Origin of the sequence: Kitasatospora sp. NPDC002227, from assembly GCF_040296285.1 — a bacterium.
Lineage (GTDB): Bacteria > Actinomycetota > Actinomycetes > Streptomycetales > Streptomycetaceae > Kitasatospora.
This window is the reverse complement of record NZ_JBEOWY010000077.1, coordinates 1-26,527: the sequence shown is the minus strand read 5'-3', so window position 1 is coordinate 26,527 and position 26,527 is coordinate 1. Positions and strand designations below refer to the sequence as shown.

The 26,527-nt window shown below is 72.5% G+C and carries 24 protein-coding genes, 3 tRNA genes and 1 pseudogene; 13 read left to right on the top strand and 15 right to left on the bottom strand.

The genetic code is table 11. The annotated features are described in order from the left end of the window. Window positions 1–54: 54 nt before the first annotated feature. Window positions 55–1,206 carry a low temperature requirement protein A gene (locus ABT095_RS36990; RefSeq protein WP_350534006.1) on the bottom strand — a complete coding sequence of 384 codons (1,152 nt, stop codon included), beginning with the start codon at window positions 1,204–1,206 and terminating at the stop codon, window positions 55–57. 163 nt (window positions 1,207–1,369) lie between these two features. On the opposite strand from ABT095_RS36990, the gene ABT095_RS36985 reads away from it, so the two are divergent. After that, complete coding sequence (locus ABT095_RS36985) at window positions 1,370–1,669, top strand: hypothetical protein (protein WP_350534005.1); 300 nt, start codon at window positions 1,370–1,372, stop codon at window positions 1,667–1,669. Here the strand turns inward: ABT095_RS36985 and ABT095_RS36980 are convergent. The 6 genes from ABT095_RS36980 to crcB (ABT095_RS36955) all read right to left on the bottom strand — a co-directional run bounded on the left by ABT095_RS36980 (window position 1,659) and on the right by crcB (ABT095_RS36955) (window position 7,162). After that, a complete protein-coding gene (locus ABT095_RS36980) occupies window positions 1,659–2,477 on the bottom strand; it encodes a TIGR02452 family protein (RefSeq protein WP_350534004.1) in 819 nt (272 codons plus the stop codon). The genes ABT095_RS36985 and ABT095_RS36980 overlap by 11 nt on opposite strands. A 116-nt stretch (window positions 2,478–2,593) precedes the next feature. Then, window positions 2,594–5,023, bottom strand: coding sequence for a DEAD/DEAH box helicase (locus ABT095_RS36975; protein WP_350534003.1), 2,430 nt, complete (start codon window positions 5,021–5,023; stop codon window positions 2,594–2,596). Window positions 5,024–5,220: 197 nt separating this feature from the next. Beyond that, window positions 5,221–5,889, bottom strand: a complete 669-nt coding sequence (locus ABT095_RS36970; RefSeq protein WP_350534002.1) for a hypothetical protein — start codon at window positions 5,887–5,889, stop codon at window positions 5,221–5,223. 111 nt (window positions 5,890–6,000) lie between these two features. After that, window positions 6,001–6,378, bottom strand: a complete 378-nt coding sequence (crcB, locus tag ABT095_RS36965) for a fluoride efflux transporter CrcB (protein ID WP_350534008.1) — start codon at window positions 6,376–6,378, stop codon at window positions 6,001–6,003. 2 nt (window positions 6,379–6,380) lie between these two features. Further along, complete coding sequence (locus ABT095_RS36960; RefSeq protein ID WP_350534001.1) at window positions 6,381–6,716, bottom strand: DUF190 domain-containing protein; 336 nt, start codon at window positions 6,714–6,716, stop codon at window positions 6,381–6,383. Further along, complete coding sequence (gene crcB / locus ABT095_RS36955) at window positions 6,713–7,162, bottom strand: fluoride efflux transporter CrcB (RefSeq protein ID WP_350534000.1); 450 nt, start codon at window positions 7,160–7,162, stop codon at window positions 6,713–6,715. The genes ABT095_RS36960 and crcB (ABT095_RS36955) overlap by 4 nt, the downstream gene beginning before the upstream one ends. Before the next feature lie 102 nt (window positions 7,163–7,264). On the opposite strand from crcB (ABT095_RS36955), the gene ABT095_RS36950 reads away from it, so the two are divergent. The 7 genes and pseudogenes from ABT095_RS36950 to ABT095_RS36920 all read left to right on the top strand — a co-directional run. Beyond that, window positions 7,265–7,606, top strand: coding sequence for a metallopeptidase family protein (locus ABT095_RS36950; RefSeq protein WP_350534007.1), 342 nt, complete (start codon window positions 7,265–7,267; stop codon window positions 7,604–7,606). A 105-nt stretch (window positions 7,607–7,711) separates the two neighbouring features. Next, a tRNA-Glu gene (locus ABT095_RS36945) sits at window positions 7,712–7,784 on the top strand. Between the two features lie 62 nt (window positions 7,785–7,846). Continuing rightward, window positions 7,847–7,920 (top strand) — tRNA-Asp (locus ABT095_RS36940). Window positions 7,921–7,947: 27 nt separating this feature from the next. Continuing rightward, a tRNA-Phe gene (locus ABT095_RS36935) sits at window positions 7,948–8,021 on the top strand. 570 nt (window positions 8,022–8,591) lie between these two features. Then, window positions 8,592–9,536 carry a hypothetical protein gene (locus ABT095_RS36930; RefSeq protein WP_350533999.1) on the top strand — a complete coding sequence of 315 codons (945 nt, stop codon included), beginning with the start codon at window positions 8,592–8,594 and terminating at the stop codon, window positions 9,534–9,536. Window positions 9,537–9,579: 43 nt separating this feature from the next. Next, window positions 9,580–9,855: a hypothetical protein gene (locus ABT095_RS36925; RefSeq protein ID WP_350533998.1), complete on the top strand. Its 276-nt coding sequence runs from the start codon at window positions 9,580–9,582 to the stop codon at window positions 9,853–9,855. 162 nt (window positions 9,856–10,017) lie between these two features. After that, window positions 10,018–10,269: pseudogene (locus ABT095_RS36920) on the top strand (transposase); the annotation flags it as partial. A gap of 376 nt (window positions 10,270–10,645) precedes the next feature. Here the strand turns inward: ABT095_RS36920 and ABT095_RS36915 are convergent. The 5 genes from ABT095_RS36915 to ABT095_RS36895 all read right to left on the bottom strand — a co-directional run bounded on the left by ABT095_RS36915 (window position 10,646) and on the right by ABT095_RS36895 (window position 18,896). Continuing rightward, window positions 10,646–13,069, bottom strand: coding sequence for a helicase-associated domain-containing protein (locus ABT095_RS36915; RefSeq protein ID WP_350533997.1), 2,424 nt, complete (start codon window positions 13,067–13,069; stop codon window positions 10,646–10,648). A 185-nt stretch (window positions 13,070–13,254) separates the two neighbouring features. Continuing rightward, window positions 13,255–14,388 carry a hypothetical protein gene (locus ABT095_RS36910; RefSeq protein WP_350533996.1) on the bottom strand — a complete coding sequence of 378 codons (1,134 nt, stop codon included), beginning with the start codon at window positions 14,386–14,388 and terminating at the stop codon, window positions 13,255–13,257. Window positions 14,389–14,856: 468 nt separating this feature from the next. Next, window positions 14,857–15,717, bottom strand: coding sequence for a hypothetical protein (locus tag ABT095_RS36905; protein ID WP_350533995.1), 861 nt, complete (start codon window positions 15,715–15,717; stop codon window positions 14,857–14,859). A 64-nt stretch (window positions 15,718–15,781) separates the two neighbouring features. After that, window positions 15,782–17,791, bottom strand: a complete 2,010-nt coding sequence (locus ABT095_RS36900; protein ID WP_350533994.1) for a glycosyl hydrolase — start codon at window positions 17,789–17,791, stop codon at window positions 15,782–15,784. A gap of 13 nt (window positions 17,792–17,804) precedes the next feature. Next, window positions 17,805–18,896 (bottom strand): NYN domain-containing protein, encoded by a 1,092-nt coding sequence (locus ABT095_RS36895; RefSeq protein ID WP_350533993.1) that lies wholly within the window; start codon window positions 18,894–18,896, stop codon window positions 17,805–17,807. Between the two features lie 155 nt (window positions 18,897–19,051). On the opposite strand from ABT095_RS36895, the gene ABT095_RS36890 reads away from it, so the two are divergent. The 3 genes from ABT095_RS36890 to ABT095_RS36880 are packed head-to-tail and all read left to right on the top strand — an operon-like array spanning window position 19,052 to window position 21,631. Beyond that, window positions 19,052–20,350 (top strand): sensor histidine kinase, encoded by a 1,299-nt coding sequence (locus ABT095_RS36890; RefSeq protein ID WP_350533992.1) that lies wholly within the window; start codon window positions 19,052–19,054, stop codon window positions 20,348–20,350. 13 nt (window positions 20,351–20,363) lie between these two features. After that, a complete protein-coding gene (locus ABT095_RS36885) occupies window positions 20,364–21,029 on the top strand; it encodes a response regulator (protein WP_350533991.1) in 666 nt (221 codons plus the stop codon). Between the two features lie 56 nt (window positions 21,030–21,085). Continuing rightward, window positions 21,086–21,631, top strand: coding sequence for a Uma2 family endonuclease (locus ABT095_RS36880; RefSeq protein WP_350533990.1), 546 nt, complete (start codon window positions 21,086–21,088; stop codon window positions 21,629–21,631). A 45-nt stretch (window positions 21,632–21,676) separates the two neighbouring features. Here ABT095_RS36880 and ABT095_RS36875 read toward each other — a convergent pair whose 3' ends face one another. Then, complete coding sequence (locus tag ABT095_RS36875) at window positions 21,677–22,438, bottom strand: SDR family oxidoreductase (protein ID WP_350533989.1); 762 nt, start codon at window positions 22,436–22,438, stop codon at window positions 21,677–21,679. 139 nt (window positions 22,439–22,577) lie between these two features. On the opposite strand from ABT095_RS36875, the gene ABT095_RS36870 reads away from it, so the two are divergent. Continuing rightward, window positions 22,578–23,405, top strand: a complete 828-nt coding sequence (locus tag ABT095_RS36870; protein WP_350533988.1) for a helix-turn-helix transcriptional regulator — start codon at window positions 22,578–22,580, stop codon at window positions 23,403–23,405. Here ABT095_RS36870 and ABT095_RS36865 read toward each other — a convergent pair. Both ABT095_RS36865 and ABT095_RS36860 read right to left on the bottom strand, forming a co-directional pair. Continuing rightward, entirely contained in the window at window positions 23,402–23,923 is a 522-nt protein-coding gene (locus ABT095_RS36865; RefSeq protein WP_350533987.1) for a YbhB/YbcL family Raf kinase inhibitor-like protein, read from the bottom strand. The genes ABT095_RS36870 and ABT095_RS36865 overlap by 4 nt on opposite strands. A gap of 181 nt (window positions 23,924–24,104) precedes the next feature. Then, window positions 24,105–24,968 (bottom strand): LysR family transcriptional regulator, encoded by an 864-nt coding sequence (locus tag ABT095_RS36860; protein WP_350533986.1) that lies wholly within the window; start codon window positions 24,966–24,968, stop codon window positions 24,105–24,107. Between the two features lie 245 nt (window positions 24,969–25,213). Between ABT095_RS36860 and ABT095_RS36855 the strand changes: the two genes are divergently transcribed. Beyond that, complete coding sequence (locus tag ABT095_RS36855; RefSeq protein WP_350533985.1) at window positions 25,214–26,428, top strand: IS110 family RNA-guided transposase; 1,215 nt, start codon at window positions 25,214–25,216, stop codon at window positions 26,426–26,428. Window positions 26,429–26,527 lie beyond the last annotated feature (99 nt).

The following is a 26,527-nucleotide window of genomic DNA, read 5'->3' as shown; positions in this document are numbered from 1 at the left end:
TCCAGGCCTTCGACATCGCCTTCGACGGTCGCCTCTCCGTCGGCCGCCGGTAACTCACACAACACGAGATACACCAGTCGCTGGACACACCCTGAGGACCCGCTCCTCCCAGGTGAAGGTGAGGGTGAGGAGAGCCGCGATGGTGGCGGTCTGGGTGAGGGCGGTGTGGTGGGTGGCCAGGGGGATGGTGGCGGGGAGGAGGGCGGCGGTGAGGAGGCGGGGGGTGTGGGGGTGGAGGCCGAGGGTGTGGCGGGTGGTGGTGTTGGCGAGGAGGAAGAGGGCTATGCCGCCGGCGACGGCGGTGGCCTGGGGGAGGGTGAGGGGGAAGGTGGGGTGGGCGACGGCGGGTCTGGCACCGGTGGCGAGGAGGAGGATGCCGAGAAGGAGGGCGTAGTGGCCGAGGTTGTAGACGCTGACGGCCAGGCGGTTGCGGCGGGCGTCGGTGAGGCCAGCCAGGAAGTCGGCCGCGTGTTCGTCGTCGTGGCCGAAGTAGGCCCACCAGAGCCCGACGCACACCCCCAGCGCGAGCAACGCCCCGACCGCCACCACGGGCGTCAGCTCGGTGCCGGTCGCCCCCGCGCCGACGGCCACCACCGACTCCCCGAAGGCCACGATCACCACCAGCCCGCGCCGCTCCACGAAGTGGTCCGCCCTGAGCCGGAAGCGGTGCAGGCCGACCAGCCGCGGCGTGACCAGTTGGAGTCCGAACGCGAGTGCCCAGAGCTCCAGTTGGGTCGAGCCCTGGAGGTACCCGCCGGTCACCACCAGACCGGCGTTGAGGCAGTTGAGCAGCCCCATCCGCCGCACCGAGCCGCGCGCCACCCCCACCACCCGGAACATCGCGGTGTGCACCGCCACCACCAGCAGGTACGCCCAGCCGAACGCCACCCCGCTGCCCTCGAAGGCGTGCGCCACCGAGAGCGAGATGACCAGGAAGCCCGCCATCGCGAGCAGCAGCAGCCCACGCCTGGGGTGGGTGGAGGGCGGCAGGGCGTTGGCGCTCCAGATGAACGCGTCGTACATCCACCAGATGACCGCGAGCATCACCACCACCCGCAACAGCCCCGCCAGGGTGAGCTGGTGGGCCAGGCTCTCGGTGAGCTGGGTGATGGTGAAGACGAAAACGAGGTCGAAGAAGAGCTCCAGCGGAGTGACCCGCAGACTGGGTTCGACGGTGCGCACGGGAACGGCGTGGTGATCGGTCACGCGGGGAGTATCGGGCACCGGCGTTGCGGCGGGGGTGGGATTTCGGGGCTCGAGCGGGTCGGGGCCCGGCACTGGGGGTGGGGGTTGCGCGTTAGGGTCGGAAAGGACCGAACGATGTGGTGGCACCCGACCAGCGGTGACGCCGGAGCGAGGAGCACACCCGATGGCGAAGATCCCCACGGCCGCGATTGCCGCGACCGGCCTGCTCGGTGGTTACGGGACGGCCCGCTGGAGCGGGCGGCGTGAGCTGGGTGGTGCGGTGCTGGCGGTGGCGGGTGCGGCGGCGGCCGTGCAGTGGCAGCGGCAGAGCGGGGTGGCCACCGCGGCCGCGCTGACCGGGTTGTACGTGGCCGCGTTCGGCGGTTCGCACCCGCTGGCCAAGAAGATCGGCGCCTGGCCGTCCGTCCTGGCCGTCACCGGCGTGGTGACGGCCGCGTCCGCCCTCGCCCCGGCTAAGCGCTGACGAACCGGGCCTCGAAGGCCGCCCGGTTCGGCGAGACCGGGGTGCGGTCCCAGACCGCGAACACCACCCGGTCGAAGGCCGCGCCGTACGCGCCGAGCGCCCGTTCGAAAGCCTCCGCCACCTCGGCCGGGTCGTTGCGGAACACCCCGCAGCCCCAGGCGCCGAGCACCAACTCCCGTACGCCGTGACGCTCGGCCGCCGCCAGCACCCGGCCGGCCCGCTCGGCCAGCACCTCGCGTACGTCCACCGGCGAAGCGTCCGGTGAACGCAGCGCCAGCTGGCCCGCGTTGGGCGCCGGCGAGGTCAGGAACGAGACGGCGTAAGGCCGTTCGAGCAGCACCCGGTGGTCGTCGCGGATCACCGGGACGGCCGGGGAGAAGACCACCCGGTGGCTGTACCGCAGGTCGGCGGAGGCGCGGTGCGCCTCGTAGTAGTCGGGGGCCTCGAGCAGGCAGCGGTAGAGCAGGGCCGAGCGGCAGAGGTCCTCCTCCTGCGCCTTGGAGCCGCGCAGGTACCCGCCCCCGGGGTTGCGCGCCGAGGCGAAGTTGAGCACGGCCACGTGCCGCGCCCCCGCCTCGAGCAGCCGCCGGGCGGCCGTCATGCTGCCCTCGGCCGTCACCTCCACCACCCCGCCGAAGGGGCCCGCCCCGGCGGCGTACGGCTCCTCGGGCCCGTACGAGACGGTACCGGCCCGCGCGGCGGCCAGGGCCGCCCCGATCTTCACCTCGGTGCCGGACGGCGCCAGGTAGCTCCCTCGCTCGGCGATCTCTTCGTTGGACGCCGCGAGGTTCTGAAGTCTGTTTCCCATTCCGGTCACGCTAGGTCACCAACTGACCGCCCCGCCATGGATTTTCCACGGGAAAACGGCGGAGGGCCCGCCCCGCCGAAGCGGAACGGGCCCTCAGAAGCACTGCGGAGCCGGTGTCAGCTCTTCCAACGCGGCTTGCGGTCGTCGCGGCCACCGAAGCCACCGCGGTCGCGGTCACCGAAGCCACCGGAGCGGCCACCACGGTCGTCACGGCCGGCGAAGCCACCCTGCGGACGGCCACCCGAGCGGTGGTCGTCGCGGCGGGCGAACGGACGGGAGGCGCCGGCGCCACGGTCACGGTCACCGAAGGCCGGACGGTCACCGAAGCCACCGGAGCGGCCACCACGGTCGTCACGGCCACCGAAACCACCACGGTCACGGTCACCGAAGCCACCGGAACGGGCCGGACGCTCGTCACGGCCGCCGAAGCCACCGGAACGGCCACCACGGTCGTCACGGTTGAAGCCACCCGAACGGCCACCACGGTCGTCACGGCCACCGAAACCACCACGGTCACGGTCACCGAAGCCACCCGAACGACCACCACGGTCGTCACGGCCACCGAAACCACCACGGTCGCGGTCACCGAAGCCACCGGAACGGGCCGGACGCTCGTCACGGCCGCCGAAGCCACCGGAACGGCCACCACGGTCGTCACGGTTGAAGCCACCGGAACGGCCACCACGGTCGTCACGGCCACCGAAACCACCACGGTCACGGTCACCGAAGCCACCCGAACGACCACCACGGTCGTCACGGTTGAAGCCACCGCGCTCGCCACGGTCACGGTCACCGAAGCCACCGGAACGGGCCGGACGCTCGTCACGGCCGCCGTACGACGGCCGCTCGGTGCGCGCCTCGCGGTAGCTCGGCGTGCGCTCGGCCTCGACGGCCGGAGCGGCAGCCTCGGCGACGGGCGCGTCCTCGGCAGCAGCACCGGCAGCGTCCTCGGCGGCCGGAGCCTCGTCCTCGATGCCCAGGTCGGCACGCTCACGGGCGGCACGGGCGGCCAGGCGGTCGGCCTCCTCGCGCAGCTCGGTGGCGCGGCGCTGCGCGCGCTCCAGCTGGCGGGTCATCTCGGCAACCTCGCGCTCGGCCGCACCGGCGATGCCGGAGGCCGACTCGGCCTGGACCTCGACCAGCGAGCGGGCGCCGGTGATCCGGGCCACCTCGGCGTCGAAGGCGTGGTCGAGGATGTGACGGCTGGCCTCGACGCCGGCGTCCTCCATCAGGCGGAACACGCCACGGCGCTGGTGCGGCAGCACCAGGGTGACGACGGTGCCGGAGCGGCCGGCGCGGGCGGTACGGCCCGAGCGGTGCAGGTAGTCCTTGTGGTCACCCGCCGGGTCGACGTTGAGCACCAGGTCGATGCCGTCGACGTGGATGCCACGGGCGGCGACGTCGGTCGCGACGACGACGTTGACGTAGCCGTCCTTGAAGTCGCCGAGGACGCGGGTACGGGCGCCCTGGGTCATGCCGCCGTGCAGCGCGTCGGCCTTCACGCCGGCCTCGATGAGCTGCTCGGCAACGCGGTCGGCGCCCATCTGGGTGCGGACGAAGATGATCGTGCGGCCCTTGCGGGCGGCGATCGCGTTGGTGATCGGGGCCTTGTCCTTCGGCTTCACCACGAGGATGTGGTGCGTCATGGTGGTGACGGCACCGGCCGACGGGTCGACCTCGTGGGTGACCGGGCTGTTCAGGTAGCGCTTGACCAGGGTGTCGATCTCGTTCTCCAGCGTGGCGGAGAACAGCAGACGCTGACCGCCGGCCGGGACGAGGTCGAGGATCTCGGTGACCTCGGGCAGGAAGCCCATGTCGGCCATCTGGTCGGCCTCGTCGAGGACGGCGACCTGGACGTCGTCCATCTTGGCGCTGCCACGGTTGATCAGGTCACGCAGGCGGCCGGGGGTGGCGACCAGGACGTCGACCCCGCGCTCCAGCGCGTAGATCTGGTTGGACATCGAGGTACCGCCGCAGACGACCTTGAGGCGCAGGCCGAGCACCGAGCCGAACGGCTCCAGCGCGTCGGCGACCTGCATGGCCAGCTCGCGGGTCGGGACCAGGATCAGGCCGCGCGGGTGCTTCGGGCGGGTGCGCTCGCCGCCGGCGAGGCGGGTGAGCAGCGGCAGGCCGAAGCTCAGGGTCTTGCCGGAGCCGGTGCGGCCACGGCCGAGCACGTCCTTGCCGGCCAGGGCGTCCGGGATGGTCGCGGCCTGGATCGGGAACGGGGTGGTGACGCCGCGCTTGGCCAGCGCCCGCACGACCTCCTCGGGCAGGCCCAGGTCACCGAAGGTGAGGGTGGGCTCGGCGTCCTCGGCGGCCTCCTCGACCGCGTCGTCCTCGGCGGACTCGGCGTCCTCGGCGAACTCGGCCTCGAACTCCTCGATGGCCTCGGCGGAGGCGGAGTCGGCGGCGTCCGTGGTCACGGCCTGGTCGGCGGCGACGGAGTCGGTGATCTCGGCGATCTCGGTGGTGTCGGTGGAGCGGACATCGGCGTCCGAACCGTTCGCGGGCATGGCGAAGCGGTCGTCGTCAACGAGAGACAATGCAAAACCTTCCGGAAGTGGCACGCGCCAAAGTCCGGGGTTCTGTTACACAACCGCCTCTATGCGGTCAGCCACGGATCGCCGGAACGCGCCAAGGGCGCCAAAGAGGAATGAGGGCGCCAGACAAATGGATCATACGAACGATCTACCACCATAGGCGAACCTGGGGATCAGAGGCAAATCCCCAGGCCAGGCCACTAATGGGCGGTCGGCGCGGTGGACGGGGCCGCCGATCCGCTGGTGCTGGGCGAGGGTTCCGGGGACGGTGAGACGGCTGGGGCGCTCGCCGAGGGGCTCGGCGAGCCCTCCGGCGGGGCCGGGCTGGGCGAGCCCGGCGAGCCGGGGGCACTGTGCGAGGCGGACGGGTGCGGGCTGGCGCTGCCGCTCGGGGCCGGGCTGCCGGTGCCGCCCGGCAGGGGGCCCGGACTGATCCCGCCGGGCAGCGCCGGAAGGCCGGGGGCGCTGCCGGAGACCGAAGCGGTCGGAGCGTTCTGGGCGCTCACGCTCCCCGAGGGGCGCTCGCCGTGCTGCCCGCTCCCGCCGCGCACTCCGCCGGGGGCCGCCGCACCGGACTTGCCGATCGCACCGCCCTGACCCACCGGCTGGATCCCGGGCGCCTGCTCGGAGGAGCTCCCGCCGACCGACATGCAGCCCGTCAGCCCCACCGCCGCGCCCAACCCGGCCAGCACCAGCGCCACCCCGCCCGCCGCCCGCGCGGCCCGGCTCCGCCGCCCTCCGCCGTCACGGCCCCCACCCGGCCGGCCCAGACCCTGCCGCTCGAGACCCTGCCGCTCCAGACCCTGTTGGCCGCCACCCTGCCGGGCCGCCACCCCGTGGCCCGCCGCCACCGCACGTACCGCTTCCACCGAGCTCCCTCTCCCGCCGGGCCGCTCCGCCGTACGGCGCACACCGCCCCAGCGCGGCCCCTTCCGGTGCCCAACGCGCGGGCCCGGCCCCCGGACACGGGCAGCGGCGGCTCAGCCCCAGAGGGCATGGGCGAACTCGGTGCCCGTCCAGACCGCTCCCAGCCCGGCCAGCAGGCTCCCGGCCACGTTGGCCACGGCGAGCAGCCGGGCCCCGGTCTCGGCCAGCCGCAGGGTCTCGTACGAGAAGGTCGAGTACGTGGTGAGCGCGCCGCAGAAGCCGGTGCCGAGCAGCAACTGCAGGTGCGGGGAGCCGACTCCGGCCGCCACGGCGGCGCTCACGAACCCGAGTACGGCGCAGCCGAACGCGTTCACGGTGAAGGTGCCCCAGGGGAAGACGGTGTCGTGCCGGGACTGCACCGTACGGTCCGTCAGGTAGCGCAGCGGCGCGCCGACGGTCGCGCCCGCCGCCACCAGCAGCCAGTTCGTCAGGCTCACACGTCCCTCCGGAAGCTGATGGTCTCGCAGGGGTCCAGCACGGCCAGGCCCTCGGCGACCAGCCCGTCCAGCTCGGGCAGGAAGGCCCGGACCCGGTCGGGGGCGTCCACGATCACCACCGCCACCGGCAGGTCCTCGCCGAGCGAGAGCAGCCGGGTGGTGTGCACCAGCGCGGAGGCGCCGAAGCCCTCGACGCCGCGGAAGACACTGGCGCCGGCCAGGCCGGCCGCGTGGGCGCGGTGGACGATCTCGCTGTAGAGCGGGCGGTGGTGCCAGGTGTCGTTCTCGCCGACGAACACGGTCAGCCGCAGCGCGGGCTCGCTCTGCCTCACCGGGCACCTCCGAGCACTCTCCGGGTCAGCGCGGCGGCGGCCCAGACGGCCGTCAGCGCCGCGATCAGCGTCCCGGCCAGGTAGCCGAAGCCGCGGGCCGCCTCGCCGTGCTCGACCAACCGGTTGATGTCCACCGCGTAGGTCGAGAAGGTGGTGAAGCCACCCAGTACGCCGGTGCCGAAGAACGGCCGCAGCAGCGGGTGCGGCCGCCAGATCTCGGTGATCGCGACCAGGAAGAACCCGATCACCGCGCAGCCCGCCACATTGACCACGAGGGTGGTCCAGGGGAAGGCCGTGGGCGCGTCCGGCCAGAGCAGCCCGGCGCCGTACCGCACCCAGGCACCCAGCACTCCGCCGAGCGCGACCGCACCGACCACGGGAGCCTGCCCCCGCCGCTTCGGTGGCGCCTGCACCGGCGCGGGCTCCGCCGTCCGTTCGATTGCCATGCCTCCAGTGAATCACCGGCCGCTTCCGGCCGGACTCGGGGAATCACCGGTGCGGATCACCTGGCATACCGTCACCCCGGACCCGACAATGAACCGGTGGACATGACCCGGGACGAGTTCGAGACGCTGGTCGCCGATGCCCTGGACCAGATCCCCCCGCAGCTCGCCGCGATGATGGACAACGTCGCGATCTTCGTCGAGGACGAGCCCGACCCGGCGGAGCCCGAGCTGCTCGGGCTCTACGAGGGGACGCCGCTCACCGAGCGGGGCGAGTGGTACGCCGGGGTGCTCCCCGATCGGATCATCATCTACATGGGGCCGACCCTGCGGCAGTGCGAGACCCAGGAGGAGGCGGTGGCCGAGGTCCGCACCACCGTCATCCACGAGGTGGCCCACCACTTCGGCTTCGACGACCACGAGCTCCACGAACTCGGCTGGTCCTGACACCACCCCCCGCCCCACCGGCCCTAACCGTTTTGGCGATCCCGCCCGGCATCCCATATGCTTCTCACGTCCCCGACCGCTGGATACCAGCCGGGCGGGCCGCAAGCCCTCATCGTCTAGTGGCCCAGGACGTCGCCCTTTCAAGGCGGTAGCACGGGTTCGAATCCCGTTGGGGGCACTGCAGTACACGTAGTACAGTCAGCTTCGCAAGAAGCTGAAGCGGATAAGATCCGCACAGATGGTCCTGTGGAGCAGTTGGTTAGCTCGCCACCCTGTCAAGGTGGAGGTCGCGGGTTCAAGTCCCGTCAGGATCGCTCGTCCCGCAAGGGGCGTCGCAGTACGGCCAGGTAGCTCAGTTGGTACGAGCGTCCGCCTGAAAAGCGGAAGGTCGCCGGTTCGACCCCGGCCCTGGCCACAGTGTTTGACCAGGCACGATGCCCTCGAAGCGGATCGCTTCGGGGGCATTTTCATGCCGTTTGACGCCAACGACCCCGAATCACCCTGGCCCGAGGCGACACTGACCACCATCCGGCAGCAGAGTGTGATTGGCGACACATCCATAAGGCGTGTCCCACTTCGGGGATCGTCTCCTCACAAGGTCTCGCCTCGAGCAGGCGAGGATGCCGCCGCACCTGCCCTGTCGGGACCACCACGGCAGCCGAGCGGGAGCCACGCCCCCACCCCTCGGCCACCCGCTCGCGGAGCCCCACCTCCACACCGCCGGCCCCAGTCCGGCCCAACCCTGAGACCACGTCCAGCCGGCTGCTCGAAGAACCCGGTCTCGCCCCCTATGCAGTGACGGTCACCGGCCTGCCTGGCATGACTTCCGGAGCCCCCTGGTCCAGTTGAGCTTGTATACGGACGAGCCTTCTATCACTTGGCCCACCAGCCTCAGATCTCGCTCAGATTTATCGATCGGACCCGCCTTTCCGTGATGTCTTGATCTGGCGCCCCCGCCGGGGCGCATCAGGGAGGGGAATATTCCATGAGTTCGCCGATCTTCGGAAAGACAATGGCCACCGTCGCCGTCGCGGCAGTGATCACCGGAACTGCCGTGGCACCGGCCATGGCACAGAACCAGCACGGGAGGGCGAAGGCGGACACCGCAGCGGTGGTCGAGCTGGCCACGTCCACGACCGGTGTGGTCACCGGTACCGGGAGCGGGTCCTCCGCCGTGGTGACCTCGGGCCGTTCACAGGTCACGGTGCCGACGACAGCACGGGACAAGGTGTCAGTCAGCAGCGAGGGCTACACCATCGGAATCGGTGTGCCCGAGTCGGCCGGGACGGCCACGGCCAAGGTCGCTCCGTCGGGGACGGTCGTCTACGAGGCGGCCAACGGAAACGCGGCGGCGGTCCAGCCGCTGCAGGACGGCGTACGCGTCCTTGCCGTCGCCGGCGACAGCAAGGCGAAGGAGTTCCGGTTCCCGCTGAACCTTCCGCGGGGTGCCCACCTGGACCTCGCGCCCGACGGCTCGGTCGCCGTGAACGTCGACGCGGCGGAGGGCATCCGTGCCGAGATCGCCTCGTTCGAGGCGCCCTGGGCAAAAGACGCCCACGGCAAGCCTGTACCGACTCAGTACCGCGTCGAGGGTTCGACCCTCGTCCAGAGCGTCGACACCAACTCCTCGACCGCCTTCCCGGTCGTGGCAGACCCGAAGATGACCTGGGGCTGGGTGACGGGGACGCTCTACTTCAACCGGGCCGAGACGCAAAAGGCGACTTTCGGGGCTGGCGCCATCGCGAGCATCATCGGCTCCATTCCGCTGCCGGACTGGGTGAAGGTCGCGATGGGCGGGTACATGACCGGCATCATCTACCAGGCGAACGTTGCCTACAGCGGCGGGAACTGCCTCAAGCTCAAGCTGGTCCCGCCGTCCATGATCCTTCCGCAGGTCTACAGCAACAGCGACAACAGCTACTGCGCGTAATGGCATAGTTGCAGCAGCATCCGTACATCGGGGAGGGGTAACGGTGCCGGACGACAGCCGTACGAACGGGAAGAAGCTGCCAGGGTTCGAACGGTGGATGGTGGCCGCCTATGGCGCGGCGGCCGTCCTCTTCATCGGGTTGCATCCGCGAGGCGCCGTTGCGCCGCTCACCGACTGGCGATCGCTGACCGCGGGCGCCCTGGCACTGGCTGCCTCGGTCGCCGCCGCCTACGCCAGTGACCGAAAGGCTGGGTTCGCCGTCGCGATCGGCTTCGTCAACGGATACGCAGCGGCGGGTATCGCCTACCAGTTCGTCTAGAAGCGTGACCGTCGGGTCCGACCCATGTACCACGGGCCGGACCCGACGTGTTGCCGCCCGCCGCTGGCCCCAGATCCAGCGTTGAACGGCCGTCAGATGAGCGAGCTCAGGAAAGCGCCTCCCCGAGGCGGCTCAGGGCCTTGAGGCGCTCGGCGAGGGGTCCGCGCAGACCAGAACTCCCAAGACTGGCAGCAGAAATACGCGATCCGCGCGGGCGTTGAAGGCACGATCCACCAGGCGGTCGCGAGCACCGGTTGCCGCCGCACCAGATACAGGGGCCTGCCGAAAACCCGCCTGGCACACATCTTCACCGCCGCAGCGATCAACCTCATCCGCCTCGACACGTGGTGGTCGGGGCGGCCCCTCGCTCCCACCAGAACCTCGCATCTTGACAAGCTCCAGCTCGCAGCATGAGGCCAATTGGGCAACAGGGTCATCGAAGTCGAGTACAACCGCAGCCGACTCCGCAGACACCACGAGCTCGGTTACCTCACCCCGCTCGAAACCCGGGCAAGACTGCAGCGCGACTCCACCCCCGCAGCGTAGAAACCCGCTGTCCAAGATCAGGGGGGAACTTCACCGAGGACCAGGTCGCCGAGCTGGACAAGGCCCAGGCGATCGCGCGACTCCAGCAGTTCTGGACCGAGGGCCACTGACACACTGCTCTCACCGCCGGTTCAACGCGCCCAGCGTGCCGAGCTCCGGCCTACGGTCTGGGAGCTCCGGAGCGACTTCACCGCCATGGCGCGGTGCGCACCGCCCTGCCCGAGCACTTCGGGCGATTCCCTGGTCAGCGGTCGGCCAGCAGCGCGCTCGCCAACGCCGATGCGGTGCTCGGTCCCTTGCCGTGGCGCGGTCGTGCTCCGGACAGTGACGGCATGCGGTTGGGGCCGTGTTCCCGGCGGGCCTTCTCGATGACCGTCGTCCCGGTCTCCGCCTCCAGCACGGGGGCGTAGCCGGCAGATCGAAGCGCGGCGAGGGTCGCTTCGGGCTCGGCCGTACTGATCAGCACCGTCGGCGCGATCCGTCGCAACCCGAGCTTGGCCAGCGCACGGGCTGCGGCGAGCTCCGACACCAGTGCCTCGTCGTCGGAGCGGATGCAGCACGCGGAGCGCACCACTCGCATCCGGCCGTGGGTCCGCGCGGTGTCCTTGATCAGGTACTCCAGGGGCTGCGGAAGCGGCCGTCCGCCCTCGGAGACGTCGGCCAACCGGGCCAGCAGGTCGGCGGCGTCCCATCCGGAGTCCAGCGCCCGGCGCACCGTCGCAGGGGTGATCCGCCACACCACGGCATGGCCCTCCGACTCCCGGGCCGCACAGGCGGCCAGCAGGTCGGTCAGCTCCGGTGCGCCAGATCCGGCGACCACGGCCGTGAGGTCCGCCTGGAACCGGGCGGTGGTCTGCGGTGAGGGCAGCAGCGCGTCCAAGGCAGCGGACACCTGCCGAACGGCGTCGGCCAGCGCAGGATGGTCGCGCAGCGCCGGCCCGGCCCCCGGAACGGCGGGGAAGTGGCGGTGTGCACCCGCCCTCAGGAGCCCGAGCACGGCGTGCCCGAGCGGGGTCAATGCTCCGTGGGCCACGACCCCGAGCAGCTCCGCCTCCGCCAGGGTGGCCTCGACCCGCTCTTCCTCCCACGGACCTCGGGCGAGGACGGTGGGGCGGAACCAGGCCGCCGTGGCGATGAGACCGGCGAGCGCGGTCGCCCGCGTGCGAGCGGCCTTTCCGGTGGCGACTCCATGACCGGCCGGCAGGGTGGCCAGGGCCTCCAGCACGGCATGGCGCAGATCGACGGCCTCGCTGTCCTCCGGCGTGACCAGCGCGACCGGGGTGTCGTTCTCGTCCGGCCAGTGACTGAACACCTCGGGCACCACCGCCCAGGTGGCGACGAACGGCAGCAGCCGCTGAGCGGGTGGAGCCGCCAGCCAGTCGTCGTACCGCTCGGTGGGCAGCATCCGGGCAGGCGGCTGGGGTTCCGGGCGACGCGTGCGGCCCCGCGCTCTCGCCGGGGCCTCAGGTTCCTCGGCGCAAGGGGTGATCAGGTCCGCGTTGTTCGCCAGGTCGAGCCACAACCGGACCTGCTCCTCCGGCAATCCGACCGCCTTCGCCAGCCGGCGGGTGTCCCGGACCGCGATCCCGCCTGCCTTGCGCACGGCCGGCGGCTGCACGGCCATCTGGCGGAGCATCAGCTCGACCCGGGAGGCCGCCTCGGCCAACGCCGCCTGCGCCTGGCTCTCGACCGCACCACCGGGGATCTCCGCCGCCCCCTCGACCGGGGGCGGTGCGGACTGGTAGCTCGGCGCGCGGTCGAGGTCGCGCAACGCGTCGGCCACCTCCCGCGGCAGCTCCGCCAGGTCCTCATCCACCGGAACGACCATGCCCCGGGCGGCCAGCCAGTCCGTGCCGGGATCTCCCGAGCCGCCTTCCCGGAAGGTGAACTTGCCTCCGGCAGTCGAGTAGAAGCCGCCGTACCGGGAGACGAAGCAGTGCGTGCGCAGCAGTGGCGGGCCCGGAACCAGTTTGTCCAGCAGGTCCGACGCCGCGGGCGGCGCCTCGGCGACCATGGCACGCACGCGCCCCGCGTCCCTGAGCACGTCCACGATCTGCCGCTGCGCCTCCTCCCGTGTCCGCGCCTTCGCTAGCCCCAGCCCCTGCGCGATGCGGTGGATCTCCGGAGCATTGAAGGCGTCGGTGAGCAGAGGTTCGGCGGGCCGGCCGTAGCCGCCGCCTTCGCCCGCCTGACGGTGGAGCAGGATCGGAACGGTGACCCTGCTTCCGGGTGAGGGCAGCACCAGGGCCCGCTCGGTCAGCCGGGACAGCGCGGCCTCGGCTGCGGACCGCCCCGCGCCGTCGAGTTGCAGGAATCGGAAGAGCTGATCCCGGGTCACGGACCGGTCAGCGGGGTCGGCCGCGGGCGCTTCGAGCCGCGGTGAACGGCCGCCGTAGCCCGTGAACAGGTGATGAGCCGACGGGACTGCCGGAAGCGGACCGTGCAGCCGTCCGGCCAGGGTCGCCACGGCGGTCAGCAGTTGAAGGTCCCCGAGGCTGACCTCGGTCAACCCGCGGGCCGTCGAGGCATCCGTCAGCAGGTGGCCGGCCAGATCGCTCAGGTTCGCCACCCTGGCCGCGTACGGAAGTTCGCGGTGCTCCAGCAGTTCGGTCAGCTGCGCGGGAGTACGCTCGGCCAGCCAGATCGCGAGGCTTCGTGCTGCTTTCACCTGACCAAGCGTAGTGAGTCGCCAGCGGAGAGAGGACCGAAAGCTCGAAGCCACGGCCCCTCCGCCGTCGCTTCGCCGAGGCTGACTCAGATCGAAGTGGACGAGGACCTCCGAAGACGCACTCTCCCCCGGCCTCCAGCCGGGAGGTGCCCCGGCGGCCGATGCCCGTTGCGAAGTGACCGGCGTCAGCCTCGCAGGGCCCGGTCGTCGAGCCGGCGCAGCAGCCCGGGCAGGTGCCGGTATTGCTCGCGGAGCGTGGCCAGCCGCTGCCGGAACTCGACGCCGCGTCCGACATGGTCACAGGCGTCGCGGAGTTCGACCAGGAGGGCCACGGCGGTGTCGTAACGGGCTGCCTGCTTGCGGGCGGCGTGGTTCTCGACTTCGCGCCAGATCGTTTGCTCGTCGGCGGCCAGGATGGTCAGCTTCTTTGCCCGTGCCTCGACTCGAACCCGCTCGGCACCCTGCCGGCGCTCGGTGGCCAGCGTGTGCGCAGCGTCCAGCAGTTCTGCGACGGAGCGCTGCCCCGGCACCGTCACTACGGGCGGCTCGCCGTACAGGCGGCGCAGGAGTCCTGCTCCCAGCTGAGGCTCGTCGCCAAGTGCCAGGCGCAGCAGGAGGTCGTTCTTCTCCTTCGCCGGAAGCGCAGCGATCAGCGGCGCCAGCTCCTTCTTCCCGGGCCGCTTCCGAGGCGCGGGGGCCGGCGGGCCGGCCTGGGCGGCGACCGCCAGCAGGTCGGCGTCGACTCGTAGGAAGTCCGCGAGCGCCCGCTGCGGTGCGGTGAGCCGGTCGAGCCCAGCCGGGACCGGGGGCTCGACCTCGTCCTGGTAAGCCTCCTCGTCGTCGTCCTGGAGTGCCCAGGCGCCGATGGCGGACAGCCATGCGAGGTACAGGGCGCGGTGGTCCCCGGCGGCCAGCTCGGCCCGAACCCCGGCGACGGCGCCGAGCGAGTCCTCGGCGCCCTCGTCCCAGTCTCCGCTCTCGTCCTCACTGCGCAGGTCGAGGATGAGGTGGGTCTTGGTCGTCCATGCCTCGACGGACCCGTCGAAGCAGTACGGCTCCACGGTCTTCGGCCCGAGCTGTCCCTTGGGCAGGCGGAGGATCACCTGGTGGGTTCCCCAGTTGGTCAGGTAGAGGTGAGCGTCGTAGTACCGCTCCACCATCCGCCTGGGATCGCCCCTGAAGCTGCCCCACTGGTATTCGTTGGTGAAGCTGGTCGCGGTGATCCGGGCCCGGGTCGACAGCGCCCGCAGTTCGTCCTGCTCCTCGCCGGTCAGCGGGCGGTCGATCGCCAGGAACTCGTAGTACTGGTACTCGCTCATCACCGCGACGCTAGCGGGTCTGCCGGTCCTCGATGATGGAATCCGTCAAGCCCGAGTCCAGCCCGGAGCTGTACCACCTGAGCCTGACGTAAACCGCGTGCTCGCGACGCTGCTCGGCCTCGACACGGCGGCCGACTTCGACCCGACCCGCTTCGACCCTCACCGGACGAACCAGCGGCTCCGCGCTCTCGACTGGTGCAGCCCGACCAGCCCGTCCGTGCCGGTCGACGCCAACGCTGACGCCAACCGGCCAGTACAAAGGCACCCGATCGCGGCCTTCCACGGACGACAGAAGCTCTCGAACTGGGGCATTCCAACACCCCGGCTTGGCCTGAAAAGCGGAAGGTCGCCGGTTCGACCCCGGCCCTGGCCACCTGCAAGAGAAGGCCCCCGAAGCACTCGCTTCGGGGGCCTTCTTCATTCCCGGCCCGGGGAGCTCCGCGGCCTCGCCCGGACTCTGTCGGCGGCTCAGCCCGGTTGGCGCAGGCCGAGGCGGAGGTGGTGGGCCCGGGTGGCCTGGGCGGTGTCGCCGAGGAGGGTGAACTCCTTGGCGAGGTCGGCCAGCAGGAGGGCGTCGCGGGGGCCGGCTCCGTCGAGGAGGCGGATCAGGACGCAGCGGGCCGCCTCGGTGCGGCCCTGGCGGCGGGCGAGGGCGGCTCGGGTGAGGGGGCTGTCCGGTTCGGCGGTGGTGGGGAGGGTCTGCCAGAAGTCGGGGCCCCGGTGCAGGGGGGCGTGGGCGCAGAGTTCTTCGGAGTTGAGGAGCAGGTGGTCGGGTTCGGTGCGCCGTAGGGCGTGGTGCAGGCGGCGGATCAGTTCGGGCGCCGGGGTGGCGCGCAGGCCGAGGGCGGTCAGCAGGCGGGCGCGGTCGGCGTCGAGCTCGGGGCCGTAGTACTCGCGCTGGTCCTCCTCGGTCTCGGCGAAGGCCGCCCGGAGGGTGGCGTCGTCGGCCGCCGGGTCGAGGCCGAGGAGGTCGTGCCAGCCGGGGAGGCCGATCAGGATCTCCAGGGCTTCGTCCAGACTGTCGGCGAGCAGCCCGGCCCCGCCCTCGGAGTCGGCGTACAGCAGGGCGCCGTCGGCGCAGACGAAGTACGTCCCGCCCGTGTCGTCCCCCGCGACCGGTGTCAGGGCCAGGCCGGAGGAGAGGTGGACCGCCTCCAGGTGCTCGGCCCGGTCGAGGTCGAAGTCGAAGGGGTAGGCCGCGAGCTCCGCCAGCTCCGGGGCCGAGCGGAGCAGCTGGACGGCGCGGTGGCCGGGCACGGCGGGCACGGCGGGCACTGCGGGTACGGCGGGTACGGCGGGTACGGCGGGTACGGCGGGTACGGCGGACATGGCGGCCACGGTAGCGGACGGCCCCGGCCCGGGGCGGGGCCGTCCGGTGGGGGTCAGCGCGGGGTCAGCGCAGGGTCATGGCGTCGAGGTAGACGGCGGACTGGCCGGTGGCGCCCCGGGCCGGGGCGAAGTCCACGCCGAGCTCGCAGACCTGGGTGCGGTCGGGGATGCGGTCGAGGTTGAGGAAGAGCTGGGTCCCGCTCGGGCCGACGGGGAAGCTGCCGCTGTCGTACCAGTCGGTGCAGCCGGGGCCGGTCTTGGCGTAGAGCTTGGCCTCGGTGCCGGTGGACTGGTTGCCCCAGGGGGCGGTGCGGGCGGTGACGGTGAGGGTGCCGGCGGTGGTGAGGTCGACGGCGGGGGCGTAGTGGCGGAGCAGGTACGCCTCGCCGTTCTCGAGCTGGACGTCGGCCTTGAAGGAGTGGGTGCCCTGGGCGGCCCATTCGGTGACCGGCCAGGGGCCGCTCTTGATCGCCCAGGCGCCCCAGCCCTCCGCGGTGCCGGTCTCGAAGTCGCCCAGGACGCTCGCCGGGCGGGCGGCGGTCAGGTTGTCGACGTAGACCGCGCTCTGGCCGGAGGCGCCGGGAGCGGGCGTGAACAGGACGCCGATCTCCTCGACGTCCGAGAGGCCGGTCACGCCCGCGAGCGGCACGGTCAGCACCGCCCCGTCCGGACCGACCTTGGTGGCGCCGCTGCCGTACCAGGTCCCGCCGGAGCCGGTCCGCAGGTAGAGCGTGGCGGTGGTCCCGGCCGCCTGGTTGCCCCAGGGGGCGGTACGGGCGTCCACGGAGATGCCGGCGTAGCCGCTCAGGTCCTGGTGGCCGGCCTTGCTGAGGTAGATCTGGGGCTGGGCCAGGTCGATGTCGGCCTTGAGCGAGTGGGCGCCTTCGGAGGCCCACTCGTCGACGGTCCACGGCCCGTGCAGGATCTGCAGGCCAGTCCAGCCGTTCAGCCCGTTCTCGAAGCCCTCGACCGGCACGGACGGCGCCGGGGGCCGGGGCGGGCCGGCCGGGTCGGTCTTCGCGGTGAGGTCGATGCCGCCCCGGTTGACCGTCCAGCGGTCGTTCATCAGCGTGGCGGCGCCGAGCTGCGCGGTGGGGCTCCATTTGTCGTTCCAGGCCAGGAAGTAGCTGGTGGCCGGGAAGTGGGTACGGATCGCCTCGGCCCAGGCGCCGTAGTCGTAGGAGGCGGGCACCGGCAGGTGGGTGGTGGGGTCGTTCGGCGGGCCGATCTCGGCGAAGGCGAACGGCTTGTGCAGCGCGGTCAGTTCGCCGTAGCCCTGGGCGGCGGCCGGGTCGCCCGGGTAGCAGTCCAGGCCGACCACGTCGGTGTACGCGGCGCCGGGGTAGTAGGCGGCGCGGTCGCCCGTGCCGCAGAGCGGGGAGTAGACCCAGAGCAGGTTGTGCAGGTTCTTGGTCTGGGTCAGGTAGCGGTAGCTGTACTGCCAGACGGCGGCGAAGGTGGCGCGGTCCTGGCCGCTCCACCAGAAGGCGTTCGCGCCCTGGGTGTTCATCTCGTGGAACGGGCGGAACAGGACGGGCACGCCGGCGGTGTTCAGGTCGGCCAGGCCGGTGGCGATCTGGTCGAGGGTGTGCTGCCAGGCGGCGCCGACGGCGGTGCCCGGGTCGGTGAGCTGCTGGAAGTTGTCCAGGTGGGTGTAGAGGCCCTGGAAGTTCGGCTGGGCCGGGTTGGGGGCGTGGACGCTGACCGAGACCAGCCCGCCGTTCGCCCACCAGTTCTTGAGGTCGGCGTTGCAGGAGGAGTCGATGGTGGAGCTGCCGTTCGAGCCGTAGTCGCAGGCGATCAGGCCGGGGTACCGGCCGGTCTGCGCCTTCAGGGCCTCCGTGCCGGACAGCGAGAAGGCGGTGCCGCTGTACCCGGCGAACAGGCCCGAGACCACGCGGTGCTGGGCCCGGCCCGGCAGGTGGGCCAGCCAGTCGAGCACCTGCGCGGTGACCGGGGTGGCCTGGGGATCGGACGGGGTGGCGGTGCCCTGAGCCGACGCGGCCGGGGCCGTGGCGAGCAGCGGGGCCAGCAGGAGCGCCGATATCAGTGCGGCGCGGACTCTCTGAAACATGATCAGAAGCTCATCACACCAGAACGCATTCGGGCTCCACCGCCGGGGCACCGAGCCCGCAGTGGCGGCAGCTGCCCCGGCGGCGCAGGTGGTAGGCCAGGGTGGCGGCGCCGAGGGCGGCGCCCCAGACGATCCACAGGATGCCCGGGCCGTTGGTGCCCCACATGTCGGCGCTCAGCCCCGCCCGGGCCATCATCAGGCCACCGGGGATGAGCACCACCGCCACGGTCGAGGCGGGCACGATCGCGGTGGCCGGGTGCACCGGCCGGCCCGCCTTCCACCACACCCAGCGCGGCCAGACCTCGCCCCAGCCCGAGACCAGCCCGTGGGTCAGCAGGCTGCCGCCGAGCGAGGCCAGCCCCAGGCAGAGGCCGATCTCCAGCAGGTGCGGCGTGTGCTGCATGTCCGCCTCGAAGGCGCGGGTGATGCCGAGCGGGTAGCCGAAGTACCAGGCCAGCCGGGTGATCTCGTACGGGAGGGTGGACACCACCGCCACCCGGACGGCCCACCGGCCCCAGCGCAGCGCAGCTTCGGGGCGGGTCCACGCCCCCGCCGCCCGCCCGCCCCGGCCGCAGCGGACGCAGTGGCCGCCGGTGCGGCGCTGGTAGGCCAGGGTCGCGGCGGCCCAGAGCAGACCGCCGAGGAAGATGATGATCAGGTTCTCGCGGTGCCAGAAGATCACGTTGCCGATGGTCTGCTGCGGGCCCGGCACGCCGGTGAAGCAGAAGACGAGCAGCACCGGCCAGAGCGCCAGGATGCCGATCAGGGTGTAGTCCGGCAGCACCAGCGCGAGGGTCACCGCCTGCAGCCAGCCGAAGCCGAGCAGCGCGTACCTGGCCCTTCCGTGCCCGTGCCCCCGGGCCATCAGCACCCCGGCCACCGCCCCCGCCAGCCCGAGCACCGCGATCACCGGCGCGACCACCTCCGCCCGGCTCGGCTCCAGCACCGACAGCCCGGACCGCCCCGGCGAAACCTTGGCGAACGGGTAACCACCCCCGCCCAGCGCCCAGTACAGCCCCGCCGCCCCGTACAGCAGCGACCACAGCGCCGCCGCATACCCGGACCAGTCCGGCCAGTACCGCAACCAGCGAAACACGCGCATCATCCCGGGCTCCTCGTCTCGTCCGCTTCCCCTCCAGCCTCGGGGCGAGGGCTGCGGCCGCCCCAGGTGCCGATCGGCACTGAATCCGGCGTCAGTTCGCCGGACCCGTGCCGATCGGCAGGGGTCGGCGCGGACGGTGGCGTGGCTACGCTCGGGCCATGCGGATGATTCCTACGGCCTCGAGCGACCGGGCCGCGCTGGCGGCGGCCGCCGCGCTGCTGCTCGCGGGGGCGGCGACGGCCCCGCTGCTGGGGGTGCTGGTCGCCCTGCCGGCGGCCGCCGCGGCAGCGGCCGGGGCTCTGCTCATCACGGGGCCCTGGGCCGAGCGGGCACTGCGGAGGCTGCGGCCCCGCCCCGGACGGCCGGCGGCCTCCGACCGACTGACCGCCCCGAGCCGGACCGCCGACGGTACGACTGTCGGACGGCCCGCGGCCCACGGTACGGACCGGGAGTCCGCCGGTAGCAGCGTTGCCGGGCCGCTGGGGCCGGTGGTGGTGGCGGGCGCCGGGGTGGTGTCGTCGGTGGCGACCGTTGCGGTGCGGCTGCGCGGTGGGCATCCGGTGGCCGCCGCGGGGGCGTCGTCGGCCGCGCTGGTCGAGGTCGGGGCGTTGCTGCTGCTCACGGTGGTGGCCGTCCGGGCCGGGCGGTGGCGGGCGGCGGTGCCCGCCGGGGTGGCGGTCTCCTGCTGGTTCCTGCGGTTCGGGGTACTGGGCCCGGCCAGCCTCCCGGCGGTCGGCTTCTGGGCCGCGATCGCGCTGCTCGCCGCCGCCGGTGGCGGGTACCTGCGGACACTGGACCAGCGCCGGGCCGAGGCCGTCGCGGCCGCCCGCCGCAGCCAGCGGCTCCAACTTGCCCGGGATCTGCACGACTTCGTCGCCCACGACGTCAGCGAGATGCTCGCGCTGGCCCAGGCGGGGAGCTTCGTCACCGAGACCGGCGGCCCGGCGGCCGAGCTGTTCGGGCGGATCGAGTACGCCGCCCAGCAGGCGCTGGCCGCGATGGACCGCACCGTCCACATGCTGCACGAGGAGCCGCCCACGGACGGCGGCCGCCGCCGCCCGCTGCCGACCCTCGCCGATCTGCCCGGGCTCGCCGACCGGTTCGCCGCCGCCGAGGGCACCGCCGTACGGCTCGACCTCGATCCGCGGCTCGCCGCGCGACTGCCGCGCGAGGTCAGTGCCACCGCCCACCGGGTGGCGGTGGAGTCGCTCACCAACATCCGACGGCACGCACCGGGCACCGGAGCCGTCTCCCTGGCGGTCCGCCGGGCCGGCCAGACCCTGGAGATCACCGTCTGCAACGAGCCCGGGGGCGCTGCCGCGCCACGCGAGCGGCGCGGCGGCCTCGGGCTGATCCAGCTCACCGAGCAGGTCGAGGCGCTGGGCGGGACGCTCACCGCCGGGCCGCTCGCGGCGGGCGGCTGGCGGACGGCCGCCCGGCTGCCGCTGAGCGGCTGACATGATGTCAGCCATGTCCACTCGCATACTGATCGCCGACGATCAGGCCGGCATCCGCAGCGCCTTCCGGATCATCCTGGACGCCCAGCCGGACATGACCGTGGTCGCGGAGGCGGCGGACGGGCTCTCGGCGATCGAGCAGGCGCGACTGCTGCGGCCCGACGTGGTGCTGGCGGACATCCGGATGCCGCGCTGCGACGGTCTGGAGGTCACCCGGGCGCTGGCCGGCCCGGAGGTGGCCGATCCGCTCCGGGTGATCGTGGTGACCACCTTCGACCTGGACGAGTACGTGCACACCGCCCTGCGCAACGGCGCCTGCGGCTTCCTGCTCAAGCGCTCCGGCCCCGCCCTCCTGGCCGAGGCCGTGCGCTCCGCGATGTCGGGTGACACCCTGATCAGCCCCCAGATCACCGTCCGCCTCCTCCGCGAGTTGAACCCCCCGCCCGCCGCGGCGCCCGCCGACACCCCGCGCCTCACCCCCCGCGAGGCCGAGATCGCCCGCCTGGTCGCCCGCGGCGACACCAACGCCGAGATCGCCGAGGCCCTCCTCATCTCCCCCGGCACCGTCAAGAACCACCTCGCCGCCATCCAACGCCGCCTGGGCGCCCGCAACCGCGTAGGCATAGCCGCCTGGGCCTGGTCCACCGGCCAGTCCCCCGCCGCCCAACGCCAGGACTGACGCTACGCCGGTCTACTCTGAAGGTGCTGCCCGGCACACCCCAGGAGATATCGCCGATGAACCCGGAGCACTTCGCACTTCTCGAAGAAGCCCGCCGTAGCCTGCCGAACGGCTTCAAGGTGGAGCTCTCGGGCGACACCATCGTCATGATGGTGAGCCCCTCGGGCATCCATCAGCGCAATCTCCTAGTGGTCCGTCGCCAGTTCGACGCGCACGCCCCGCTGGACCTGATGCCGAGCGAGAACACCGACCTGGTCTCGCCCAAGGTTGGCAAGAGCCGCAACCCGGACCTGACGTACCTCCCGGAATCCGCTCTGGATACCACCGACAACCAGGTCCCGGCCGAGCTGGCCACCGTCGCGGTCGAGTTGGTCTCGCCCTCCAACCCGGAGAACGACTGGGTCGGCAAGGTGCGCGACTACCCGCTGATGGGCATCCCGCTCTACCTGCTGGTCGACGCCCGCCAGAAGACCGTCACCCTGTTCAGCCGCCCCGACGGCACCAAGTACCACCGCCGCGAGGACATCGACTTCGGCGAGACCCTGCACATCCCCGCCCCGTTCGACTTCGAGCTGGCTACGGGCGGCCTGCTGCCGTACTGATCCGTCTACAGCTGAGCGAACTGGCAACCGCCCCCGACAGCAGGCTCAGGCCTGACGGGTCGGCAGGACGATCAGCTGGCGGAGGTTGACGTGGCGCGGGCGGCTGGTGGCGTACGCGACCAGGTCGGCCACGTCCTCGGCGGCGAGCGGGCCGATGGCCTCGACCATGGTCTGCAACTGCTCGGTGAGCGCCGGGTTGTCGAGGTGGTCGCCGAGCTCGGTGTCGGTCAGTCCGGGCTCGACGGTGGTGACGCGGACGTCGCGGGGGCCGAGCTCCGTGCGCAGGCTCGCCGAGAGGTGGGTGAGGGCGGCCTTGGTGGCGCTGTAGACGGCGTAGTTGGGGAAGGTGAGGTGGGCGCCGATGGAGGAGATGGAGACCAGGTCGGCGGTGCGGCCCGCGGCGGCGGCCTCGAGCAGGTCGGCGGTGAAGGCCCGGACGATCCGCAGGGCCCCGGTGAGGTTGGTGTCGATCATCCTGGTCCACTCGTCCAGGCGGCCGTCGGTGACCGGGTTGGGCAGCATCACCCCGGCGTTGTTGACCACCAGGTCGGCCGGGCCGAAGGCCTGGTGGACGGCTGCCGCGGCCGCGTCCACCGCCGCCTGGTCGGTCACGTCCACCGGCACGGCCAGCGCCACCCCGCCGGCGGCGGTGAGCTCCTCGGCCAGCTCGGCCAGCCGGTCCTTGCGGCGGGCCAGCAGCGCGACCCGGGCACCGTTCGCGGCCAGCAGCCGGGCGGTGGCCTCGCCCATGCCACTGGCGGCGCCGGTCACGACGGCGGTACGGCCGGAGAGGGTGGGGTACGACATGGCGGCACTCCTGAAGGGCAGTTGAGGTTCGCTGACAGCAGCCACTCTGCGGCCGCCCGGCGGGCCCGCCCAGCGTTGAACTGTTCCTAGGTCTGGCAGTACCAGGCTCGGCCGACGCCTCCCGCCTAGGCTCTGCGGTATGGACAACGACCTCGGCGGATTCCTGCAGTCCCGGCGCGCCCGCATCCGGCCGGAGGAGGTCGGGCTGCCCGCGCACGGCCGCCGCCGGGTGCCGGGGCTGCGCCGCGAGGAGGTCGCGCAGCTGGCCGGGGTGAGCGTGGACTACTACGTCCGGCTCGAGCAGGGCCGCGGGCAGAACGTCTCGGAAGCCGTGCTCACCGCGATCGCCCGGGTGCTGCGGCTGGACGGCACCGAGCAGGCCCACCTGCGTGACCTGGTCCGGCCCGCCCGGCGGCGCGCACCGGCCGGCCGGGCCGCCGTCCGCCCCGGCCTGCAGCGGCTGCTCGACGCGATGACCACCACCCCGGCCTTCGTGCTCGGCCGCCGGATGGACGTGCTGGCCTGGAACGCGCTCGCCGACGCCATCGCCGGCTTCTCCGCCAGGAGCCCGGCCGAACTCAACCAGGCCAGGCAGGTGTTCCTCGACCCCACCGCGCCCACCTGCTACCCGGACTGGGCCGCCGTGGCCGCCGAGACGGTGGCGTACCTGCGCCTCGACGCGGGCCGCCACCCGGACGACCCGGCGCTGGCCACCCTGGTCGGCGAACTCTCCCTGCACAGCGCGGACTTCCGCCGTCTGTGGGCCGACCACCTGGTCAAGGAGAAGACGTACGGCATCAAGCGGCTGGTCCACCCCCTGGCCGGGGAGCTGGAGTTCGGGTACGAGACGCTCGCTCTGCCCGGCGACCCGGACCAGCTGCTCGTCGCGTACACCGTCACCCCCGGCTCCCCGACCGCCGAACGCCTTGCCCTGCTCGGCAGTTGGACGGCTTCGGCCGAGGCCTAGGCGTTCTCGTAGACCGCGACGACGGTGGCCCGGGCCAGGGCGTGGAAGCCCAGGGTGCCGCTGATCGCGGCGGCCGAGGTGTCGGAGCCGAGGCCGAGCTTCTCGACGCCGAGGGCGTGCACGGTGAAGGCGTACCGGTGCGGGCCGTGGCCGGGCGGCGGGGCGGCGCCGCCGAAGTCCTTGGTGCCGTAGTCGTTGCGGCCGTGCACGGCGCCCTCGGGCAGGCCGGGGAAGACGCCGCTGCCCGCGCCCTCGGGGAGCTCGGTGAGGTCGGCCGGGAGGTCGAAGAGCACCCAGTGCCACCAGCCGCTGCCGGTCGGGGCGTCGGGGTCGAAGCAGGTCACCGCGAAGCTCTTGGTCCCGTCCGGGAAGCCGGACCAGCTCAGCTGCGGCGAGACGTTGCCCTCGGCGTACACCTGGAGCGGGGAGAGGGTCTCGCCCTCCCGCACGGTGTCGCTGGTGACGGTGAAGGACGGGACGGGTCGCTGGAAGTCGTGCGGCAGCGGGGGCTTGGACATGACGGAACTGTGCTCCCTGATCGACGGATCGATGAATCGCTGGATCAACAACGGGCGGGAGACTAGTACGGTCGGCTCCGGACACGCCCACGTTCGCCGAATACCCGGTTTCCGCCAGCCGGGTGGATAAGATCCTTTACAGAAAATACGCTCGCCTGCTGACGGCCGGTCACTGCACCGGTCACTGCGCCGAAGCGGCCACCACGGCCGCCGCGAAGGCCCGCACGGTGGCGTCCGCCGAGGCGCTCGGCCAGGCGAGGACGGCCTGGCTGGGCGGGTACCCGTCGAGGGGGACGAAGCGGATGCCGTCCGCCCGGTGGGCCTCCTCGGCCCCGGCGGGCAGCAGGCCGACCGCCCGCTGCCAGACGATCGCGTGCAGGCACTCCCGCACCGTCCGCACCACCGGGCCGGTGGCCGACTCGGCCCCGCCCAGCCAGTACCGCCGCCACGCGGGGTCGGCCGCGGCGGGCAGCTGTATCCAGGGGCGCACGCCCAGCTCGGCGACGGTCAGCCGGGCCCGGCCGCCCAGCGGGTCGTCGGTGGCGAGGGCGGCGACCAGCGGCTCGGCGCCCAGCGGGTGGACCGTCAGGCCGGTGGTGTCGAAGGGCAGCCTGGTCAGCGCCAGGTCGACCCGGCCGGAGCGCAGGCCGGCCGAGGGGTCGCTGATGTCGGCCTCGCGCAGGTGCACCTCGACGTCCGGATGGGTGCGGCGGAAGGCCTGCGCCGCCTTCGGGCCCAGGCCGAGGCCCGCCCCGGCGACCGTGCCGACCACCAGCGTGCGGCGCCGGCCCGTCTCCCGGACCCGCTCCTCGGCCCGCTCGGCCGCGCCCAGCAGCTCCCGGGCCTCACCGAGCAGCAGCTCACCCGCCGAGGTGAGCCGCACACCCTCCGCCGCCCGCTCGAACAGCGGACAGCCCAGCTCCTCCTCCAGCTCGCGGATGCGCCGGCTCAGCGGCGGCTGCGACATGTGCAGCCGGGTGGCCGCACGCCCGAAGTGCAGCTCCTCAGCCACGGCGACGAAGTAGCGCAGGCGGCGAAGATCCATGCCCGGCAGCCTATCGACCCCCACTGACACTGATAGTCGTAGGTGGGTCTCCGGCGGTCGTGGCTCTGCCACTGACTGACGCCCTGCTGGGCTGTCCTCTGGTTGTTCTGTCCGGCTGCCGGGCCCGTTCCCAAGGCCCCGGCCAGGCGGAGCATGACCTCATAGGAGCCTGGCCAGAGGCCCCCTCAGTGTCCTGTCTGCCCCACCCGGCCGGAGCCGCCTCCGGCTAGGAAGGCAGTACCAGCATGACAGGACCAAGCACCCCGGACACCACGGATCACACGGTGTTCGGCGGAGTGGACTCCCACGCCGACACCGTCCACCTCGCGATCATCACCGACCGTGGCGGCCACCTCGCCGACGCCGAGTTCCCCACCACCAGCGCCGGCTACACCGCCGCGATCGCATTCCTGACCGCGCACGGGACCGTGGCCTCAATCGGGGTGGAAGGCACCTCCTCCTACGGCTCCGGCTTCACCCGAGCCGCCCGCCAGGCCGGCCTGACCGTGATGGAGGTCAACCGGCCCGACCGAGCCGAGCGGCGCCGGATCGGCAAGTCCGACCCCATCGACGCCTACGCCGCCGCCCGCGCCGCCCTCTCCGGACGGGCCTCCAGCACCCCGAAGGACGACACCGTCGCCGGCCTACGAGCCCTGCACAACGCGGCCCGCTCCGCGATCAAGGCCCGCACCGCCACCCTGAACCAGATCACCCACACCCTCATCACCGCACCCGACGACATCCGCGCCAAGTACCTTGCCCTGCAAGGCGACAAACGGACCGAGGCCCTCGCCCGGCTCCGCCCGGCCGGCGCCGGCGTCCGCGTCGCACTCCTGACCGCGCTCAGGACTCTCGCCAAACGCGTCAAGGCCCTGACCGAGGAGCACCACAACCTCACCGCCGCCGTCGACGCCCTGGTCACCGAGCTCAACCCCGGCCTACGCGCGACCTACGGAGTCGGCCCCGACACCGCCGCCCAGCTGCTGATCACCGCCGGCGGCAACCCCGACCGGCTCCGCGGCGAGGCGTCCTTCGCAGCCCTGTGCGGCGTCGCCCCCGTCCCCGCCTCCAGCGGCAAGACCAACCGCCACCGCCTGTCCCGGGGCGGGGACCGCGCGGCCAACGCCGCCCTCTACCGGATAGCCCTCTGCCGGATGGCCAGTGACCGGCGAACCCGCGACTACGTCGCCCGTCAGACCGAGGCGGGCCGCACCAAGAAGGAGATCATCCGCCTCCTCAAGCGGGCCATCGCCCGCGAGATCTTCCGCTGCCTGACCACGCCCGTCGCGGTACCCGATATCGCCGACCTGCGCCCCGCACGCCAGGCGAAGAACATCACCCTCACCGCCGTCGCCAACCACTTCGGCGTCTGGCCAGCCGTCATCTCCAACATCGAACGCGGCACCCGCCGCGACGACACCCTCGCCACCGCCTACCGCGACTGGCTCACCGCCGCTTGACAGCCCATAGGAGTCAGCCGTTCACCTGCGGGTGACGCCTCGCGGGCGTGAAAATCGGCGTGGGGTCGCCCGCCAACGCCGAACGACGCTTGGGCCGTT

Bases quoted from the DNA above. Each gene is read 5' to 3' on its own strand.
- ABT095_RS36905 (WP_350533995.1), bottom strand. From the start codon at position 15,717: ATGTCCGCCGTACCCGCCGTACCCGCCGTACCCGCCGTACCCGCCGTA.
- ABT095_RS36870 (WP_350533988.1), top strand. From the start codon at position 22,578: ATGGACAACGACCTCGGCGGATTCCTGCAGTCCCGGCGCGCCCGCATC.
- ABT095_RS36865 (WP_350533987.1), bottom strand. From the start codon at position 23,923: ATGTCCAAGCCCCCGCTGCCGCACGACTTCCAGCGACCCGTCCCGTCC.
- ABT095_RS36950 (WP_350534007.1), top strand. From the start codon at position 7,265: ATGACCCGGGACGAGTTCGAGACGCTGGTCGCCGATGCCCTGGACCAG.
- ABT095_RS36890 (WP_350533992.1), top strand. From the start codon at position 19,052: ATGCGGATGATTCCTACGGCCTCGAGCGACCGGGCCGCGCTGGCGGCG.
- ABT095_RS36885 (WP_350533991.1), top strand. From the start codon at position 20,364: ATGTCCACTCGCATACTGATCGCCGACGATCAGGCCGGCATCCGCAGC.
- ABT095_RS36900 (WP_350533994.1), bottom strand. From the start codon at position 17,791: ATGTTTCAGAGAGTCCGCGCCGCACTGATATCGGCGCTCCTGCTGGCC.
- ABT095_RS36880 (WP_350533990.1), top strand. From the start codon at position 21,086: ATGAACCCGGAGCACTTCGCACTTCTCGAAGAAGCCCGCCGTAGCCTG.
- ABT095_RS36855 (WP_350533985.1), top strand. From the start codon at position 25,214: ATGACAGGACCAAGCACCCCGGACACCACGGATCACACGGTGTTCGGC.
- crcB (WP_350534000.1), bottom strand. From the start codon at position 7,162: ATGGCAATCGAACGGACGGCGGAGCCCGCGCCGGTGCAGGCGCCACCG.
- ABT095_RS36985 (WP_350534005.1), top strand. From the start codon at position 1,370: ATGGCGAAGATCCCCACGGCCGCGATTGCCGCGACCGGCCTGCTCGGT.
- ABT095_RS36930 (WP_350533999.1), top strand. From the start codon at position 8,592: ATGAGTTCGCCGATCTTCGGAAAGACAATGGCCACCGTCGCCGTCGCG.
- ABT095_RS36875 (WP_350533989.1), bottom strand. From the start codon at position 22,438: ATGTCGTACCCCACCCTCTCCGGCCGTACCGCCGTCGTGACCGGCGCC.
- ABT095_RS36860 (WP_350533986.1), bottom strand. From the start codon at position 24,968: ATGGATCTTCGCCGCCTGCGCTACTTCGTCGCCGTGGCTGAGGAGCTG.
- ABT095_RS36980 (WP_350534004.1), bottom strand. From the start codon at position 2,477: ATGGGAAACAGACTTCAGAACCTCGCGGCGTCCAACGAAGAGATCGCC.
- ABT095_RS36895 (WP_350533993.1), bottom strand. From the start codon at position 18,896: ATGATGCGCGTGTTTCGCTGGTTGCGGTACTGGCCGGACTGGTCCGGG.
- ABT095_RS36910 (WP_350533996.1), bottom strand. From the start codon at position 14,388: ATGAGCGAGTACCAGTACTACGAGTTCCTGGCGATCGACCGCCCGCTG.